Here is a 15,860-nt window from a genome sequence, read left to right on the forward strand (position 1 = left end):
GCGTTACATCGGGCCGGTTCCCGGAGACAGGAGGCGACCGGCGAGGAACGCGACGACCGCGAGGAACTGCGCGTACTTCAGGTGAGTCTGCCCGACGGTCGCGTCGTCGTACGCCTCGTACGCCGCGTAGAGCATCCCCAGGACCGCGGGAGCGACGAGCACGAGGTACGCCGGCCCGAACGTCCCGAGCACGAACGGGATCGGGCTCGCCGCGACCGCGACCACGAGCGCTATCGTCGCGACGTGCAACGCGGTACGTTCACCGGCCGCGATCGGGAGCGTCCGCAACCCCTCCTCGCGATCGCCCGCCACGTCCTCGACGTCCTTGATGATCTCGCGACTCAGCGTCGACAGCGCCGCGAGCACGAACAGGACGCCCGGAGCGAGCGGGGCGTCCACTGCCGCACCACCGAACAGGAACGCGCTCCCCGTGAGGTACGCGACGACGAGATTCCCGACGCCAGGTAAGCCCTTGAACCACTCCGTGTACGCGACCAACGCCAGGAGGTTCACCACCGCGATACCGATGGCGAGCGCGGGCAGGACGACAGCGGCGACGACCGCCGCGACGAACAGGACCGCACTCCACGCCAACGCCCCGCGAGCACTCACCGCACCACGCGGAATCGCTCGCTCCGGCCGGTTCACCGCGTCGATTTCCCGGTCGAAGTAGTCGTTTATCGCCATCCCAGCCCCGGTCGCCAACACCGTCGCCGCGACCGCCGCAGCGGTCGCGGTCGGCGACTCGGCGACCCCACCAGCGACGAACGCCCCGAGGAACGTCAACACGCCCGCCGCAACCGAGTTCGACGGCCGCGTCAACTCCACCAACCCACGACCCGTCTCCACGACACTCGACATACCCCACTCCACCCACGGCCACCCAAAAAACACCCCGATTCCGCCCCGAAACCACATCATTTAAAAAGCTCTGCCGACTCCGATGTGATACAGGGCGCTTAGCTCAGCCTGGACAGAGTACTTGGCTTCGGACCAAGCTGCCGCGGGTTCAAATCCTGCAGCGCCCATCCGTTTTCCGAACGATCTAGATTCAACAGACGGCGTAGACTTCCTTTTAAAGAAGACACTCTGAGCGCGAAAGAGTCCGTTCCGATTCATCACGGGGGTCGTCGCCGTCATGCGGTTCGCTAGATCTAAACTCTAGGTCTAACGACAAAAAGATAGGGGTCGTTGTGGTGATCGATTGGATAACTCATTACACCGCCTCACACTTCGTCAAGTGCACACACTCCCAGTCCTGTCGCACTCTGGTGGAACAATCAATCTCATCTCCGAAACGACCAGAGAACAGAACGGCAGAAGACAGAGCAGCGGAGGAAGTACTAAGTCCAGGTGTAACGGGCGGGAGAGAGGCAGGCACCCCCAAACCCGCGCTCACTCCTCAATGTCCTCTCCCTCTTCTTCGAGCCCGTACCGGTCCAGATTATCCAGTGCCCGCCCGATCGTCCGATCAGCGACACCGAGACGCTCCGCAGCCCTCCGCTTCGACAGCCCATCAGGACTGTCGTCCAACACCATCGACAACACACCGCGAACCTCATCGTAGTCCTCACCAGGAACGACTGTCCCCGAGTCATCATAGGCGAAGCCGAGCGGAGCACGCCCGCGGTCACGGTCAATCCCGTCCGCCCAGTCACGAACGTCCTGCACCTTAGCCTCCCGCTGAAGTTCGACCCCCGCTTTATCGAGCGACCGCAAACCGCCCAGTAACGCGTCTGCAGAGTCACTGTTGATCTCCGCTGCAGTATCGTTCAGATGGAGTGTCACGCCAGCGTTGACCAATGTATCGACCCTGTCTTGGATCTCTGCATGGTTCTTCCCGAGCGTCGCTAAGCTGTCAACGACCACGTCAGTCATCGGGCTCTGCTCAACCTGTTCAACACCTGCCGAGACGTGCGCCCTGTCAGAGTCAACACCCAGCGCCAAGACATGCCCGCGTGACACCCTCACCCCACCATCGAGAGAGAGCACCCCCGTTGAAACACGCCGACCAAGCTCAGCTCGCCCAGCAGAATCAGCCCAATCCGTACCGACAATCTGGGAGGCATGCGCTAAGCACGACCGTGCCGCATCCGCCAATTCCGTTCGAGTGGGGGCGTGGACAATCACACAGACCACAGTACCCGAGTCATCGTCATCAGTGACCTGTCCCCCATCGATATCAGTCAGTTGCATCTGATTCTCATCGTCTAATTCTGTCCCTGTCATCACATGTCAATGTAGTTTCGCCACGCCCATAAGTTTCCGCAGGGGGTTTCCGCGTCGGTGCGAAAACCATACGCGGAATAGTGAGCTCGTGGCGGAAACCCTACGCGGAAATGAAACAGATGTATGCGGAAACCATGCGCGGAAACTGTTCCTGGAGGATGTCTCAAACTGTTGGGTGTTGGAATCATGGCGCGGGTTCTAAGCGTCTTAGAAGCAGCGCCAAGCAATCTGTGTCTTTGAGAGGCGTTTGGCGCGGGTCTATACCGGCCAATATCGTCCGAAGACGTGTATTGATATGGAGTGGATGGAGGATTTACCTCCCAGGAAGTTGAGACGTTGACCACTGGGGGGCAGGACACTCAGACGCCGCTGGGCTTCGAAGTGTTACGCAACCCGCGGTCACGGGACAGTGTCCTCCCCGCGGCACTTGGGGTGCAGACGACGTCGGCGACACAGTCACGATCGACACCAACGAACTTGTCAACGACCAGCCGCTCACACACCGCCAGTACTCACCCACACCCAAGAGAAAACCTATAACGACAACCCAGAGACCACCCGAGGCATCGCACTAGTTATCCTGCAGTCTTAATAATAGGTTAGGGTCTGAGGAGTGACCAACACCATCGACGGAATGCTATACCAGCCTATTAACGCTTGAGGTCGCCAGCAATCCTATTTTGTTGAATTCATTTTCCGCTCGTAAACTCGCTGGTGGACATCTGCCCTCACCTACGTTTACAATGAATTTTTTAGAATCACGACAGAGCAGCAGAGCCGCTGACTGCCAGTAATGAAATAGTATTCGACAAGGCAACACATACCACCGATTGGCACTACTGTCGAACCAACGTTGCAAGTCTCCGTTCGACAATTTCCGACGGCCACGACGACTCGATTGTATCTCGTTCGACGCCGAATGTCTCTACTGTCCGATCCACTGGGTCTTCGGAACTCTCCTGCTGCTCGAAGAGGTACGAGTAAGCAGTTACTTGGAGTTCGTACCGGCGTCGCGTCTCCGGTGTTTGATCCGTCAGCGTGATCTTCAGATCGGCCACGTACTGTTCGCCGGAGGGCGATTCAACGACAAAATCGCTCGTGCCGTGTATCTCTATTTCGACGTCGTCAACAGTGACGAGACCATCGATGGGTCTCTCAACGGTAACCCGTTCGGCTCGTTGGATTTCTTCCCACAAGTCGGACGCGAGGAAGTCGTCCAGTACCTCCTCTCGGAAGAAGGAGAACAGTTTGTCGCGTTCATTGTCTCCGGTTCGCGGAGCGTGGTCGCCTACGACGTCATCGAACACGCGCCGAACTTCGTCACCCAGCGATCGAAGAGTGTGTTCCGGAACCTCGCGTTCGACAAGCGTGGTCAACACCTCGTGTAAGCAAGAGCCGACGTCGTCTGGGCCTAACCGGTCGAACTGCAGGGGGACGTCGTCGGGAACGTCGTTAGCATCTGTGTGCAGGGCATTGCCGAGGAGGTGGTCAAGTACCTGTTCGTCGGGATCGTCCGTGAGTGGATACAGCGTACTCGGGTGGGCGAACCGTGGAACCCATGGATCGAGATCGGTGCGTCGTGGTGGATTGACGGCGACGTCGTCGTCACGAGACGTGACCCTGTTTGTCCATGTTGCGCGAAGTGCGACATCATTGACGCCGACGTCGAACGACCCGGTGTCCGTATCGACCGTGTACGACCCAGTTTGCTTACCGGTGAAGTTGAGCCCGTCTCGGATCGTGTCAAGCCACCGGTCTCGGGGCCGGGATTCATCGGGCAGTGACCGTGGGAGTGGGACAACGAGGTGGTCTCTCGCCCGCGTGAGCGAGACATACAGGAGCCGCCAGGCTTCGGCTCGTTCGTTCGCCGCAACCCGTTTGAGACGGTCGGGGCCAACCAGCGATGTTGCGTCCGCGGACTTGGCGACGTCATCGCACCAGTGGCCCGTAGCCCACCGCAATCCAACATCGCGGTCCCGGGTGTCCTCGGGATCGTAGAGTCCGTTGGCGAACGGTGGGAGAGCAATGTCTGAGGGAATTTCGGTGTCCGTCGGCGGGGCAAGTCCGGCGATGCTCCCCTGAGTGAGGAACCGTTGTGCTTGAGGCCCGTGCTTCCAGAGGCTGAATCCGGGATTCGCAACGGCGACGACGTCGTCTTGGTCGCCCTTAGCGTCATGGACCGTCCGAAATTCGACGTCGTGACTCGTGTCGGCAGTACTCGGCTGGTTCGGTCCCATATACGGGCTCACTCGAAACGGTTCGACCAGCTCGGTGAGTTCACGTGGAGTGAAATGTTCGTCCGCTTCCCACTCCTCCAAGGTCTCTACGAGTGCATCGAGGTTGGCGACCCGTTGTGCAGGATCGACGTCGAAGCACCCATAGGAATCTGCGCGAAGGGCAAGTGTCTCGATGATGTCCTCGGCGTAGGTGCCAGCGGGGCGGGAGAGGAAGCTATCACGTCGGTCGTGGAGTTCGGAGAGGCCATCGAGTACGTGCTGGTGTGCGTCCGTGAGGTCGCAGTCATCGAGAACCGCGTCGATATCCCAATGGTGGGCCTCAAAGTTGTCTGCGAGTGGTTCGAGACCGAGATTCGACTCGGTGACGAGCGCGCGGGTTCTTTCGGGGTCGGCAGGTGCGACTAGCCATTCACAGACGTCAAGGACTACATTGACGACTGAGCACTCGAAGAGATCTTCACTCGCGTTCCGAACACTGAGCCCCATTTCCTCGAACGCCTCTTCATACACATCCATCTTCGACGTCCATCGGAACAACACGGTGATCCCGAGAGGGTCATCGTTCTCGTCAGTGAACGACCCATCTGCAAGCCCCTTCGAGAGGAGCGTCGCCAGTGTGGTTGCTTCCCCACGACCTTCGACAGGACTGACCCAGGCGTACGAATCAGGGTCTGAAGCTATCGGATCGAATGCCGCGATGTGGACATTCGACTCGTCGGTCGAACCACGATCAGCTTCTAGCCCAGGGTACCGGACGTCCAGTTCTCCGAGGTTCCCACGTGCTGGATCCGTGAGCGCTGCTTCCGAGATTTCGTTGATCGCACTGGCGACATCGGGGACGCACCGGTACGTCGTCTTCGCAGTCCGGTGCTCGTGGACATCCCAGTTGATTCCGAGATACTCTCCTTCGACCGTCGCGGTCTCGAAGAGCGTTGGTTCAGCGTGCCGCCACAGATAGACGCTCTGGAGCAGATCGCCCGCGCCGAACACACGCGCACTGGAGGTGACCAGATGGGAAAGTGCGGCGTGCTGTATCGACGACACGTCTTGGGCCTCATCGATAATCAGACTCTGTATTCTTGTCTGGTATCGCTGTCTGATTCTGGCCCGGTGAGCATCATCGACATTACCGAGTCGGTCGTCGAAGTACGCGTCCACGAGGTACGCAACATCTGTGTGGGAGACAACGCCACGGTCGCGGATAGTCTGACGATACGTAATTCGATACTCTTCGAGTACTGTACAGAAATCGTCAATACGGGCACGCCAGTCGCCGTGAAGTCTCGAATCTGCGTCACAGATTCGGCCTCGTTCGTCGTCGCCGATGTCGTCGTAGGCACTCTCGTCAATGTCTGCCCCGACACAGTGTTCCACCGCGGCGACGACATCGCTGAACGATCTTGGGCGACCCTCTGCGTAGACGTCTTCAACAATCTGTTCGAGATTGGAGCGGAACCCCTCCGTAGAGATACGGCGATCTCGACAGTAGGTGACGGCAGTCTCAAGCATCTCGCTCACGTCGTCGTCATACTCGCCAGTGGGATACGCGTCCTCCAGCCGCTCTACTCGCTGTGCCAAGTCTGGATCCTCCTGAATGCCCCGGTAACAGGCAGCATGCAGGTGTTTCTGCCGAGCCGTTTTGCCAACGACCGGCATCTCCTCAAAGCCGATGTCGGAGGCGATCTCACTCAGCACGTCCCGAAGGATACTGTCGATAGTACCGACGAATGGTGCTTGTCTGATCCGTTGGATCAGATATTCAACCTCTGTATCTGAGACTTTGCTTGCAGCGGGGACCAGATTGTGTTCGACAATCTCCCGAAGGCGGTCACAGATATCTGGAATGATGCTCTCCGCCTCACTACGGTTGAACGAGATGGCTGCAACTCGCTGTTCGGGTGTCGGGTCTCCAGCAACGTAGCGACGGAGAATGTCCTCTGCGGAGATATGGTCAGTGACCTCGGATTTCCCTGCACCTGGGACGCAGTTGAGAGTATACAATCCCGAATCGTGGTCGAAGTACGCGTCCCGAATGTCTCGTTGCGCGTTCTGGAGGCGGATCGGATCGTCACTCACTGTTGGCCACCTCGTGGTTAAGCATCGCTCGAACGTCGTTCGGGAGTTCTCGTTCTTCGCTCATCAGCTGTCGGCGCTCGTCGGGAGGAACAAGGTCGGTGTCCAGATGGTCTAGCAGTGGAGATGGACGGCGTTCTTCTCCAGAAGTGGATTCTGTGTGGCGAGTCACAATCAGTCCATTTCCAGCGGCCCGCAACGTGTCGTCAAACTGGTCACGGTCTCGACCCGTTGTCCACGCTGTTCGTGGTGCGAGCGTTCCAACACGCCCGTCGCCACGGAGGATTGCTTCTTGGAGTTCCGGGGGGACGACACTCTCTGTTTGCTGAGGCCACTCACCGTCGATCAACCCGACAGCGAGGACGTACGGCACGTTCAACAGCCAGATGTCGTTCGCTTCAACGATGTCGATAGCACGTGCGTTTGAGTGTTCCCGTCGGCCTGGGCGCTGGGTAGCGATTAGCTGACTTAACTCTGCGACGCTACTCCACGACCGGCCAAGTGTTCCTTCATCGAGTCGATCTGCGTACTTGTGGCGCAGCTGTTGGACGAGAGTTTTCACACGAACGGTTGCTCGGGCGTCACGCTCTGTTTCGATAAGCGAGGGGGAATCATTCTCCTTCGTTACCGGGAGCCCGAGTTCCTCGTACGTATCGACGACGTCGGTAAGGACGTTCGTCACGGCTTCCGGGGTCGGTTCGGGGCAGTCACCGAGCCACTCGGCATACGTCACGAAGCGTTCGTCGATCCCCGGATTCGCTTCGAGTTCGTCGTGCCACTCACTGAGGGTTCGTGATTCGTCCGGTAACGCCTGCATCGACACCTGGACCGTCTTGGGATCGATTGGCCACTCCGACGACATCGCCGACGGAGGGGCCCAACGGTGTTCGAGCGGGCGACATAGGATTTCCCGAGATGGGTTATCAGAGGCGAGGACGTCGCATACCGACTCGATGAGTGCGAATGGGCGTGTCTGTGTTACCCTGAGCTGGACCCAAAACACGGGCGTTAGTCCATAGTGAACGGAAGCACGGTACAACGGCTCCTCGTAGTTGTCGAGGTCGCGTACTACTACGGCAATATCCCGGGTTGGGACACCGTGGTCTCGGAGACTTGCTACGGTAGCCATCACACTTCTCGCCTCCGCTCGCCGTGTCCTCGCTTTGATCTCAGCAATAGGCACGTCAGGGGGTTCAAGTGGTTTCGAAAGGCTGAGGCGATCTTCAGCGGTCACGACTCGAACACCACCGTACCAGGCTCGGTAACATTGAGAAGTTCAGGGAGACGACGCGAAAGGTATGATCCGGTTCCACGACGGAAATGGATGTGAACCGGGACCTGCGTTGCTTCCAGAATTGCGTGCAGTAGATCGACGTGTGCTGCAGGGAGACTACTGACTCCAACAAGCGAGATTCGTTCGACATCCGGAAACGCGGCTTCCAGACAGGTTCCATTAGTCCGAAGAAGATTTTGTGAGGCACGTCGAACAAACTCCACGTCAGAAACCACCTTCTCGATATCCTGACGGAGGGCGCGCTCGACTGCTACAGCCCCCTCCAAGATCTCAGCGGAATCAGCATCAATTGGAGATGGGAGTTCCTCCGCAATTCCGCTAAATGTCTCAAGGCGTTCTGGGTGAAACCCCGTTACACTCTCAACTACCGTTCTAATCTGCTCAATCTCTTGCGGAGCAGACGGTATCGTTGGTTCAGAGGTATCCAACCTATCATTCTCTGCCAAGAGCGACTGAATCATCGATAATCGATCGATACGGTCAATCGCATCTCTCGACTGCTGGTCGTCTGGAAGGAGGCGCTTTCCAACCTCTGGCGGATCTGCGAAGCGGAGGCGGTTTTTGGGGAGTTGGGCTTCACGAAGTCGGCGCTGTATGTTCCTTCGGTGTAACTCGACTGGTGCGAGAACTAACTCCGTTCTATTGGTTGAGTGCCGTACACGCTCCAGGAGCGTCTCTTCATGACCGACATGAAGCATTAGGTTCCGTGGGAGCTGGGTTTGGATGGTTCGTTCCATTGATTGGCCAGAGTCTGCCAGTGGAGGGAGAGTAAGATGTAGAATCTCCTTGTCAGCAGATTGTTCTTCTCGGATAGTTACATTAATCATAGCCACATCAACTATCTGTTTCTTCTGGTTTCTCTGACCGTTCCACAGCAGGACTGTAGCAGGTTCCACTCGATTCCTCAATGGTAACCTGTTGAAGCCATAACCCATCATCGGCGTCAACGGCGCTCAGTCGCGCAGTCGCTACTACATCTAACCCATCAGGCTCCGGATTCAGCGACAGGTTGCAGGAGTCACACGCGACAGCAGCGATGTACCAGCTGAGCAGCCCAGCGGGACGACGTCCACGGACCTGTATAGAACTCCCCTCAGACAGGGATCGACCACAGTGGTCACACTCTGCTGTACTCTCGGGAAAAGACTGGCCCGTTAACACCTGCTTTGCAGCCCTCTCTACGTCGCCACGGGAGTATGACTCTACGATACAAGCAAATGGGTCAACTCCGTCTGTGGACAGTCCGTAGAGCAACTCCTGAAGTCGGACCAGTTGGTAGCCAAGCTTTTGCTGGACTAATTCATCAGAGACGCTGCGTGCTTCTTCCGGAGTCATACATCTTCCTCCGAGGGTTTGTAACACGCAGTCGAAATCTGGCGAATGTGCGTGGCCAAGGGGTCCGTTGCTTCCGTCGGTGCAACCTGCTTGGATCGGCTATCGTATACTGCAGCACCCGTTTCATCAAGCGTTTCCAGGTGAGATTGGATAAGTGAAATATATACGCGTGTGCGCTGCTTCGAGGTTACCTCACTTGGGTCGGTGAGGTTCTCGATTGCCGCAATTTCGACGGCGAGGTCCGATACAGAGAGAACATCCTCACTTTGCGCTAACGACAGAATGACGCTCCGGCGACGGCTGTTCGAGATTGCGCGAAACGCATCGTCTGGATCCATCGGGATCGCACGGCAGGAGCTAGTCTGCTCCATTCGCCACCTCCCGAAGCCGGTCGATTACTTGGAAAGTGACCTGTACATCTCGGTTCTGTTTCCCGTGCTGTGGAGGAATCAGTCCCTCAATCGCGTGAGAGACAGAGTTATCACTCACGACACGAGTAGTGTCTTTCGCTGTCATAGCTGGCAGCATCTGCCCGGTGCTTCCACCACCGGGCGGCGGTTTCACGCCGTCATAAGGTACTGAATGGAGTATAAAAACTATTTGTATAGTTAGTGAGCAGTCAGCGATTTTGACGCTCTCCGGCCACAGGAGGAAGATTAAACCATGCAGTTAGCAGGACCCTAGTTAGGGTTCACTGGCTCTGTTGAGGTTCTTTAGTTCGGTTCTATCTGTCGTGAAACAGTCGGCGAGGAGGATTGCGAATTAACCGTGGAGGAAGGGTGTCACCGTGGGTCGGAATTCATCACTCTACAGATAATTATTATTCATAGGGGAAAGCCTATTATACAGTCTCCAAGAATATCTGTCGTGAATTATTGCATATGACTGGACAGAAGGCAGTTGAGGAATTCGAAGTGGATAGGTGGGCTAATCCAGATAACGTGTACGAAGCAGTATGCACGGAGTGCGGTACTGCAGCCAGATTTGAATCACCTAGGGTTCGATCTTCTGGGGAGACTTTTCAGCAGATCTGCTATAGTTGTAGCTCAGGCCGGTTTCTAGACCTGGGAGAAAGTCATGAATTCCGAGTAATTGACGTAGACCCCGATCTCGATGCTAGCCCCATCGAACCATCCCGAGTACCAGTCTATCAGTCGAATGACTCGGTTTGAAAACATTTCTCACCCCTCGGTTGAACTTAAACTCCCGCTCAATAGAACCAGCCAAACCCGTGTGATCCCTACGGAAACGACGTTGTTCTTCTGGGGTGCTATCGCCCTCGGAACACACGACAAACTCGCCCCAGCTGACACACAACGAGGGTCCAGCCAGATGCGTGCTGGGAAACGTATCTATGACCAGATTTCATGGTCGCTCTCTATCGATGGTGAGAAAGTTCCTCTTCTTCAAAAGTCTAAGTATCGGAATTCGGGCTATCACGGCTTAGCATGGTGGATTGCTCATGACCCGATTACGTTACCTGCCGTCGTTGATGTACACTTCCAGACGACCGGCGAGCAACCCACAATTGGCGGAGAGCCACTTGTACTCTGGAGTGAAACCGGAACACGAATCCCATGGAATAAATCAGTCAAGAGTACGATTCACTTGCGATCTGCAGACAATCCTGATCGTGATTTCGATACGCACCATGAACAACTCTGGGGAAATCATCTGGTATACGAACCGTATCAAGGAATGTTTCGCTAGTATTCCAGATATCGCAGAAAGCCGTGTGAGAAGATTAAATCCGGGGGCTCCGTGAATCAGACGATTTTGAAGAGGAACTGGCTACTATCTCCGAAGCAAAACGAGCCCCCTTCTCGTTCAAGACTATAGGCCAGTTCCAAGCATACAAACATCTCCTCGAAGAGGATTATCAACACCTCACAAAGCCAGTTAGTTAGAACGGCTGCTTACTGAAGGTGTGTTCAAAGACGGCGACGCCGCGCCGAGGGGGGCGTTGCCTCTGGTGGTGGCCATGCAATAAGTTCGTCAATATGGTTCGGCGGACTCCATGGACGATCCTCCCGGTGCGTCGGGCCCTCCACACGAACCGACTACCTGACAACCTGATCCACCGGTAGTTACTGGTCTAGTACCTCTCCTCATGAGTGGAAACGCTGTCACTGTCGCGCTTCCATCCTGCCAGTGATGTCCCTGAGGGACGTGAGGGCCACAACGGGTGGTGACTACCCAAACGTCTGTGGGTCTCCAAGAACTAACGGCTCCGTCATACTGCTAAAGGCGGAGCTTGCCATCATATCGACATCGTCATCGTCATCATATCGGTCAGTACGATAGACCTCCCCGACGAGTGCAAGCGGTTGCTGGACGACAACCGGGATAACCTGATTCTGGGGCAGGTCCCACTCACGAGCAAACAGACTTGCGTAGCCAACGGCTTGCCCGAACGCTCGCTGGAAATCCGAAATTGCCGTGTCGTTCATACTCTCCTTGATCTCGATGACGAACCAGTGATCGTTTACTGGAACCACTACGTCCGCTCTAAGCGATGTCTGTTTGTCCGGGTAGAGATGAGATCCAATTGGAACCTCTTTGAACACACGCTCGTTCTCAAACACTCCTGAAACAGCTTCCCAGAGCTGTTCTTCAGTGGAACTGCCGAGCGAGTCGCGGGAAACCCCCTCAATCCAACCCGTTATTGGGGGTGTTCCATCAGGAGACCCCACGCCGACCACGTCGGCGTTCAACTCCCGCCACGTCCCGCTTGTCCGGTGTTTAACCGTCATTCCCAGATCGAGGTATGCTGAGAGAAGCGGGGCGTCTGAGGGAGAAACCTCACAGACTGCAAGGATTTGCTCAATCTCCTCAAGTGCCGGTTTCGCGTGGACTGTTCGTTCGGTCCCACAACCCTTCTCGATCAGGTGTGTCTCGTCTTTCTCAATCTCCTTAGTCGTCTCCCAGTTTGTCTCATTGTCGTTGTCTTGCTGTCGAACCAGTTCACGGTCGCGCCGCCGGAAGTATGTATAGAGGATGAGTTGGCCGAGGCCTCGAAAGGTCGGGGAGGTCTTGCACTCTACGAGCCGCTCACGGCCGACATCGGATTGCGTGTATAGTGCGTCGATCGAACCAGCGAATGCGCCAGCTGCCGCATCCATAAGGTGATCAGTATCTCTCAGGAGGGCATTCGCCACTTTGACCTCTCGCTCGTATGCCTCCGATTGTTGTTTTATGTAGTCCTCGCAACACTCTTTCTCAGATAGCATTCATATGTTGAGGACGAGCGGACTCCACTTTAATGCACGCAACGGATTTGCTAGATCGCTCAGATATCCCATACTGTTGACTCCAAAGAGTGCCTTGACAGCGTTCTTAACTTCTCTCGACTAGATTCACCACATTCGGCTCTTTTCGAATCCACGTCTCTTGATAGATTTGTAGAGAGTCAGTAAGTATGGTCCCTGTACTGACCACTGTCCGCGGAGCGGCATTGCCACAGTTTTCGGAATCACGTCGGGAACCTAATCGATGGCCTACAAAAAAGCGGCAGCCGCGGCCCCGATAGCAACTGGCGTCCTTCTCGCTGGGACGGCTCCACGAGAAGTCACACAGAACGGACTCGAAATCTGGACGACGCCGGCGCTCACCGGTGGTCTCTCCGCGGTCGCTGTCGGCCACGGCGTTCTGACCGGTATCAGTGGGTTCGACTCCGGCGATGACCTCGATGGACACTACGACTGGACAACAGTCGCACTCGCGGGTCTCGCGCTGACGAGTATCGCCGTCGGTGCCGGAATCGCGCTGGCGTAGACGACGCTAACCGACCCGCGTCCGCGCTACGTCCGATACCTACTCGACGTATGCTGTCGTTCGGAATCTACAGAACAAGCCAACGCTCCTTACCGGTCAAAGTACGATCGGTCTCCAGAGTACTACAGAATTTCGCCCAGACTTTGTGGAATCATCCGACATACAGCTGATTCACCAAAATATTGATTTACACGTGATATTCTGAGTCTCAACCTGCGAAGTGATATACGACTGTTTATGGGGCTTTCTGCACTGTGTTTAGTTGCCGTGGGAGTTAACACACGGCATCCGTGAGAGAGAGAGAATGTGTTCCCGAAAATGCCGGACCATCGTGTGGCGTGGTGGCTACCACGATGGTCGTACTGGCATTAACTCGAAACGCAATCCTGCTTGGTAGGGCAATTCGCTGTATCGACTCAAATCACCGTTTATCCGAGTAGATTTGGTCTGGTACAGCGACAAGATGCAATCGAGACTCCAGAGTGGCAGATACTTTTTAAGAACTGTGTCACTGATCACGCTGCCTTTGTTCGAGAAACCCCGGTTTCTCGAAAACATGGATTAGTACTAAATATAGGCCTATCTAAAGGCCTATACAGAGATGCCAAAGACAAGAGTCAGTCAGGGGGCGAATGGACAGTACAAGGTCACTGTTCCGAAGGGGATCGCGGAAGCGATGGCCTTGGATGGACGACGATTAGAATGGAAAGTCAAGTCGGGGAACACATTGGAGGTGACCGTTGTCGATGAGTGATGTTTCCGTGCTTGAATGGAATACCGAGTGCTGGAAATGTGAACGGGAGACACCCGTTGTTTGGCCAGAGGAAGGACATCTGAATAGTGACGTAGGTGAGCAGCTAGCAGAAACAGACGAGTACCTAGTCCAAAGGGTGTACAGTAGGACCCAGGGGAGAGAGGTTTGGGGGAATATCTGCGAACATTGCGACTCATACCAAGGAAATCACTATATCGAGCAGGAGGCGCTTGAACAGAATCCACCGCTAGTAGAGTGCAACGTCTGTGGAGAGCTGCACGAATGGTATCCCGACAGTGGAATGGGCGGCGCATTCGGACAAGGTTGGATTGACTGCCCTGAGTACGGGGCAGTTCCGGTCGGTGACCCCCGAGGTGAAGACGATGGCTGAGGTAATCGGATACACTCGACTCTCACAGGACTCAGATACATCTATTGAGCGTCAAAAGCGCCACATTCGGGAATACACTGATCAACACGAGATGTCCCTCGAACGGATCTACGACGACGGCGAGAGAACATCAGGTTGGGATGAGAGCAGGGAGGAGTATCAACAGGCCCGTAGTCGTGTCCAATCTGGAGAAATTGATGCAATCGTTATCAACGATAAACGCCGTCTCGCACGCGACTTCGACGAAACGATGAGGCTCATCCTGGATCTCCGTGAATACGATGTTGAAGCCCATACTTTCCAAAAGGGGCAGCTCGACCTCTCCGATCCAGTTCAAGCTGCCGTCGAAGTTCTCCAAGCAGCTAGCGAGCACGAAGCTAAGAAAAAAGAAATTGAGCGCGCACGCGAGGCTGTCCAAGAGCGGATGGACAAAGGGTACGACCACGGTCGCCCACCAATCGGATTTCGATTCGATAACAAGGGAGAACAATGGGTACCTGATCGTGACGGGGAATTTGACACCGTACTCGAAGCAATTCGTATGGTTGAGACTGGATCGACCTACCGTGAGGTGGAGGACGAACTGGAGATTGTCCCATCAACTATGTCCGGTATCATGGACAGAAAGGAACAGTATCTCAGCCTCAATAAGAACGGTTAGCTGGATATTAGCACCTTCGGGAGGGTGTCATGGACGTTTCACACGGCCTTGAGTTCACCTAGCTCTACGGTGAACACGTCGATAAGTAGGTCTGCCCACCTATCGGTGTCAAACGTGGGAATTCACGCGCATTTAGATGATATCGAAGTACTGGAGACCAGCGATTAGCAGGATGGAACCAACTAGTACGAGTTTCATTACCCAAGACGGGACGTCTTTTCGAATTCTGAAAGCCCAGTCCATACGGACGAATAGTGTGCCCGATTATTATAAGCGAGGCTTCAATAACACGTATAGTTGAACTGAACACCGTATAGAAACCCTACACTTAGCAGTTGAAAGGCAGAACCTATTAGATATTTAAGGTTTCGGCAGAGCCCAAGTAACCTATCCGATCACCGCACCGAGCGGAGTTCTTCCGCGAATGGCACGGTGAATCCTCGCTACATAACGTATGACCGCAACAACGACTCCGGCGTCCCCTCACGAACCATCTCCTTTACATCCTCTCGGTCCCAACCTACCATCTTCGGATCAGTCTTTGACTGCATCAACTGCTCTGCACCCATATTTCGCTCCGACGTGAACCCGCTCATACTGACGAAATAACACACTTTGCACGAAGCAGTTGCCATTGTGACCTTATCGTGAAACACGCTAATATCATCTGTCCCGGTAGGCTTCTCACGCCACTTGTTCTCCAATAGCGTCGCGTCTCCCACTAGTCGGTGCAGCCAATCCGGAGCGTCTAAACACGCCACAAAAACATCAATCTCCCCTGTCGCTATTTCCCGACCAATCACCACGTTAACATCGGGAAGCTGGTTGAACAACAGACCAACGAAGTAGTCGAAATACCGGCCCCTAGTTGCACTATCGTCGATATTCTCTAGCTCTTCGAACTTCGTCTGGAAATACTCTGCACTCAAGGTCGTCGCTGAATCTACGAAGGTCTCGAACTCCAGTTTGAGGTCAGAAAAAAATCGACGTCCTCCACGAACTCGTAAACCACCGACCAATTCGTTTTCTCGCTCGGATTGAACTCCTCACCACAGAAGCAATGTATTGGTTCACTCGGCACATCACTACGAGAGGCATATGTCCCGTGCTCT

11 protein-coding genes, 1 tRNA gene and 1 pseudogene are annotated in these 15,860 nt (G+C 55.3%); 4 read left to right on the top strand and 9 right to left on the bottom strand.

All coding sequences use genetic code 11. The features are described from left to right. Positions 1–3: 3 nt before the first annotated feature. Positions 4–861 (bottom strand): geranylgeranylglycerol-phosphate geranylgeranyltransferase, encoded by an 858-nt coding sequence (locus tag SM754_RS17145; protein WP_323677388.1) that lies wholly within the window; start codon positions 859–861, stop codon positions 4–6. Between the two features lie 92 nt (positions 862–953). On the opposite strand from SM754_RS17145, the gene SM754_RS17150 reads away from it, so the two are divergent. Further along, positions 954–1,028 (top strand) — tRNA-Arg (locus tag SM754_RS17150). A gap of 367 nt (positions 1,029–1,395) precedes the next feature. Here the strand turns inward: SM754_RS17150 and SM754_RS17155 are convergent. From SM754_RS17155 to SM754_RS20620, 6 genes are all read right to left on the bottom strand, one after another. After that, on the bottom strand, positions 1,396–1,878 hold the full coding sequence (locus SM754_RS17155) for a hypothetical protein (RefSeq protein WP_141551617.1): 483 nt from the start codon (positions 1,876–1,878) through the stop codon (positions 1,396–1,398). Positions 1,879–3,065: 1,187 nt separating this feature from the next. Then, positions 3,066–6,542 carry a UvrD-helicase domain-containing protein gene (locus tag SM754_RS17160; RefSeq protein WP_323677389.1) on the bottom strand — a complete coding sequence of 1,159 codons (3,477 nt, stop codon included), beginning with the start codon at positions 6,540–6,542 and terminating at the stop codon, positions 3,066–3,068. Then, complete coding sequence (locus tag SM754_RS17165; RefSeq protein WP_323677390.1) at positions 6,535–7,401, bottom strand: hypothetical protein; 867 nt, start codon at positions 7,399–7,401, stop codon at positions 6,535–6,537. The genes SM754_RS17160 and SM754_RS17165 overlap by 8 nt, the downstream gene beginning before the upstream one ends. 368 nt (positions 7,402–7,769) lie before the next feature. Continuing rightward, a complete protein-coding gene (locus SM754_RS17170) occupies positions 7,770–8,729 on the bottom strand; it encodes a hypothetical protein (protein ID WP_218011949.1) in 960 nt (319 codons plus the stop codon). Next, on the bottom strand, positions 8,668–9,168 hold the full coding sequence (locus tag SM754_RS20615; RefSeq protein ID WP_486187768.1) for a DUF8112 family protein: 501 nt from the start codon (positions 9,166–9,168) through the stop codon (positions 8,668–8,670). Before SM754_RS20615 ends, SM754_RS17170 begins: the two co-directional genes overlap by 62 nt. After that, positions 9,165–9,539: a DUF7344 domain-containing protein gene (locus tag SM754_RS20620; RefSeq protein ID WP_218011948.1), complete on the bottom strand. Its 375-nt coding sequence runs from the start codon at positions 9,537–9,539 to the stop codon at positions 9,165–9,167. Before SM754_RS20620 ends, SM754_RS20615 begins: the two co-directional genes overlap by 4 nt. A 1,569-nt stretch (positions 9,540–11,108) precedes the next feature. On the opposite strand from SM754_RS20620, the pseudogene SM754_RS17175 reads away from it, so the two are divergent. Further along, a pseudogene (locus SM754_RS17175) lies at positions 11,109–11,255 on the top strand (ISH3 family transposase); the annotation flags it as partial. A 105-nt stretch (positions 11,256–11,360) separates the two neighbouring features. Here SM754_RS17175 and SM754_RS17180 read toward each other — a convergent pair. Continuing rightward, positions 11,361–12,398, bottom strand: a complete 1,038-nt coding sequence (locus SM754_RS17180; RefSeq protein ID WP_098724009.1) for a hypothetical protein — start codon at positions 12,396–12,398, stop codon at positions 11,361–11,363. 262 nt (positions 12,399–12,660) lie between these two features. Here SM754_RS17180 and SM754_RS17185 point away from each other — a divergent pair, with 262 nt between their 5' ends. Further along, on the top strand, positions 12,661–12,942 hold the full coding sequence (locus SM754_RS17185) for a hypothetical protein (RefSeq protein WP_098724008.1): 282 nt from the start codon (positions 12,661–12,663) through the stop codon (positions 12,940–12,942). 1,137 nt (positions 12,943–14,079) lie between these two features. Further along, positions 14,080–14,748, top strand: a complete 669-nt coding sequence (locus SM754_RS17190) for a recombinase family protein (RefSeq protein WP_323677391.1) — start codon at positions 14,080–14,082, stop codon at positions 14,746–14,748. A 443-nt stretch (positions 14,749–15,191) separates the two neighbouring features. Here the strand turns inward: SM754_RS17190 and SM754_RS17195 are convergent, their stop codons facing one another. Then, positions 15,192–15,677: a hypothetical protein gene (locus SM754_RS17195; RefSeq protein WP_323677392.1), complete on the bottom strand. Its 486-nt coding sequence runs from the start codon at positions 15,675–15,677 to the stop codon at positions 15,192–15,194. Positions 15,678–15,860 lie beyond the last annotated feature (183 nt).

This window comes from Halorubellus amylolyticus (assembly GCF_034808145.1).
Taxonomy (GTDB): Archaea; Halobacteriota; Halobacteria; order Halobacteriales; family Natrialbaceae; genus Halorubellus.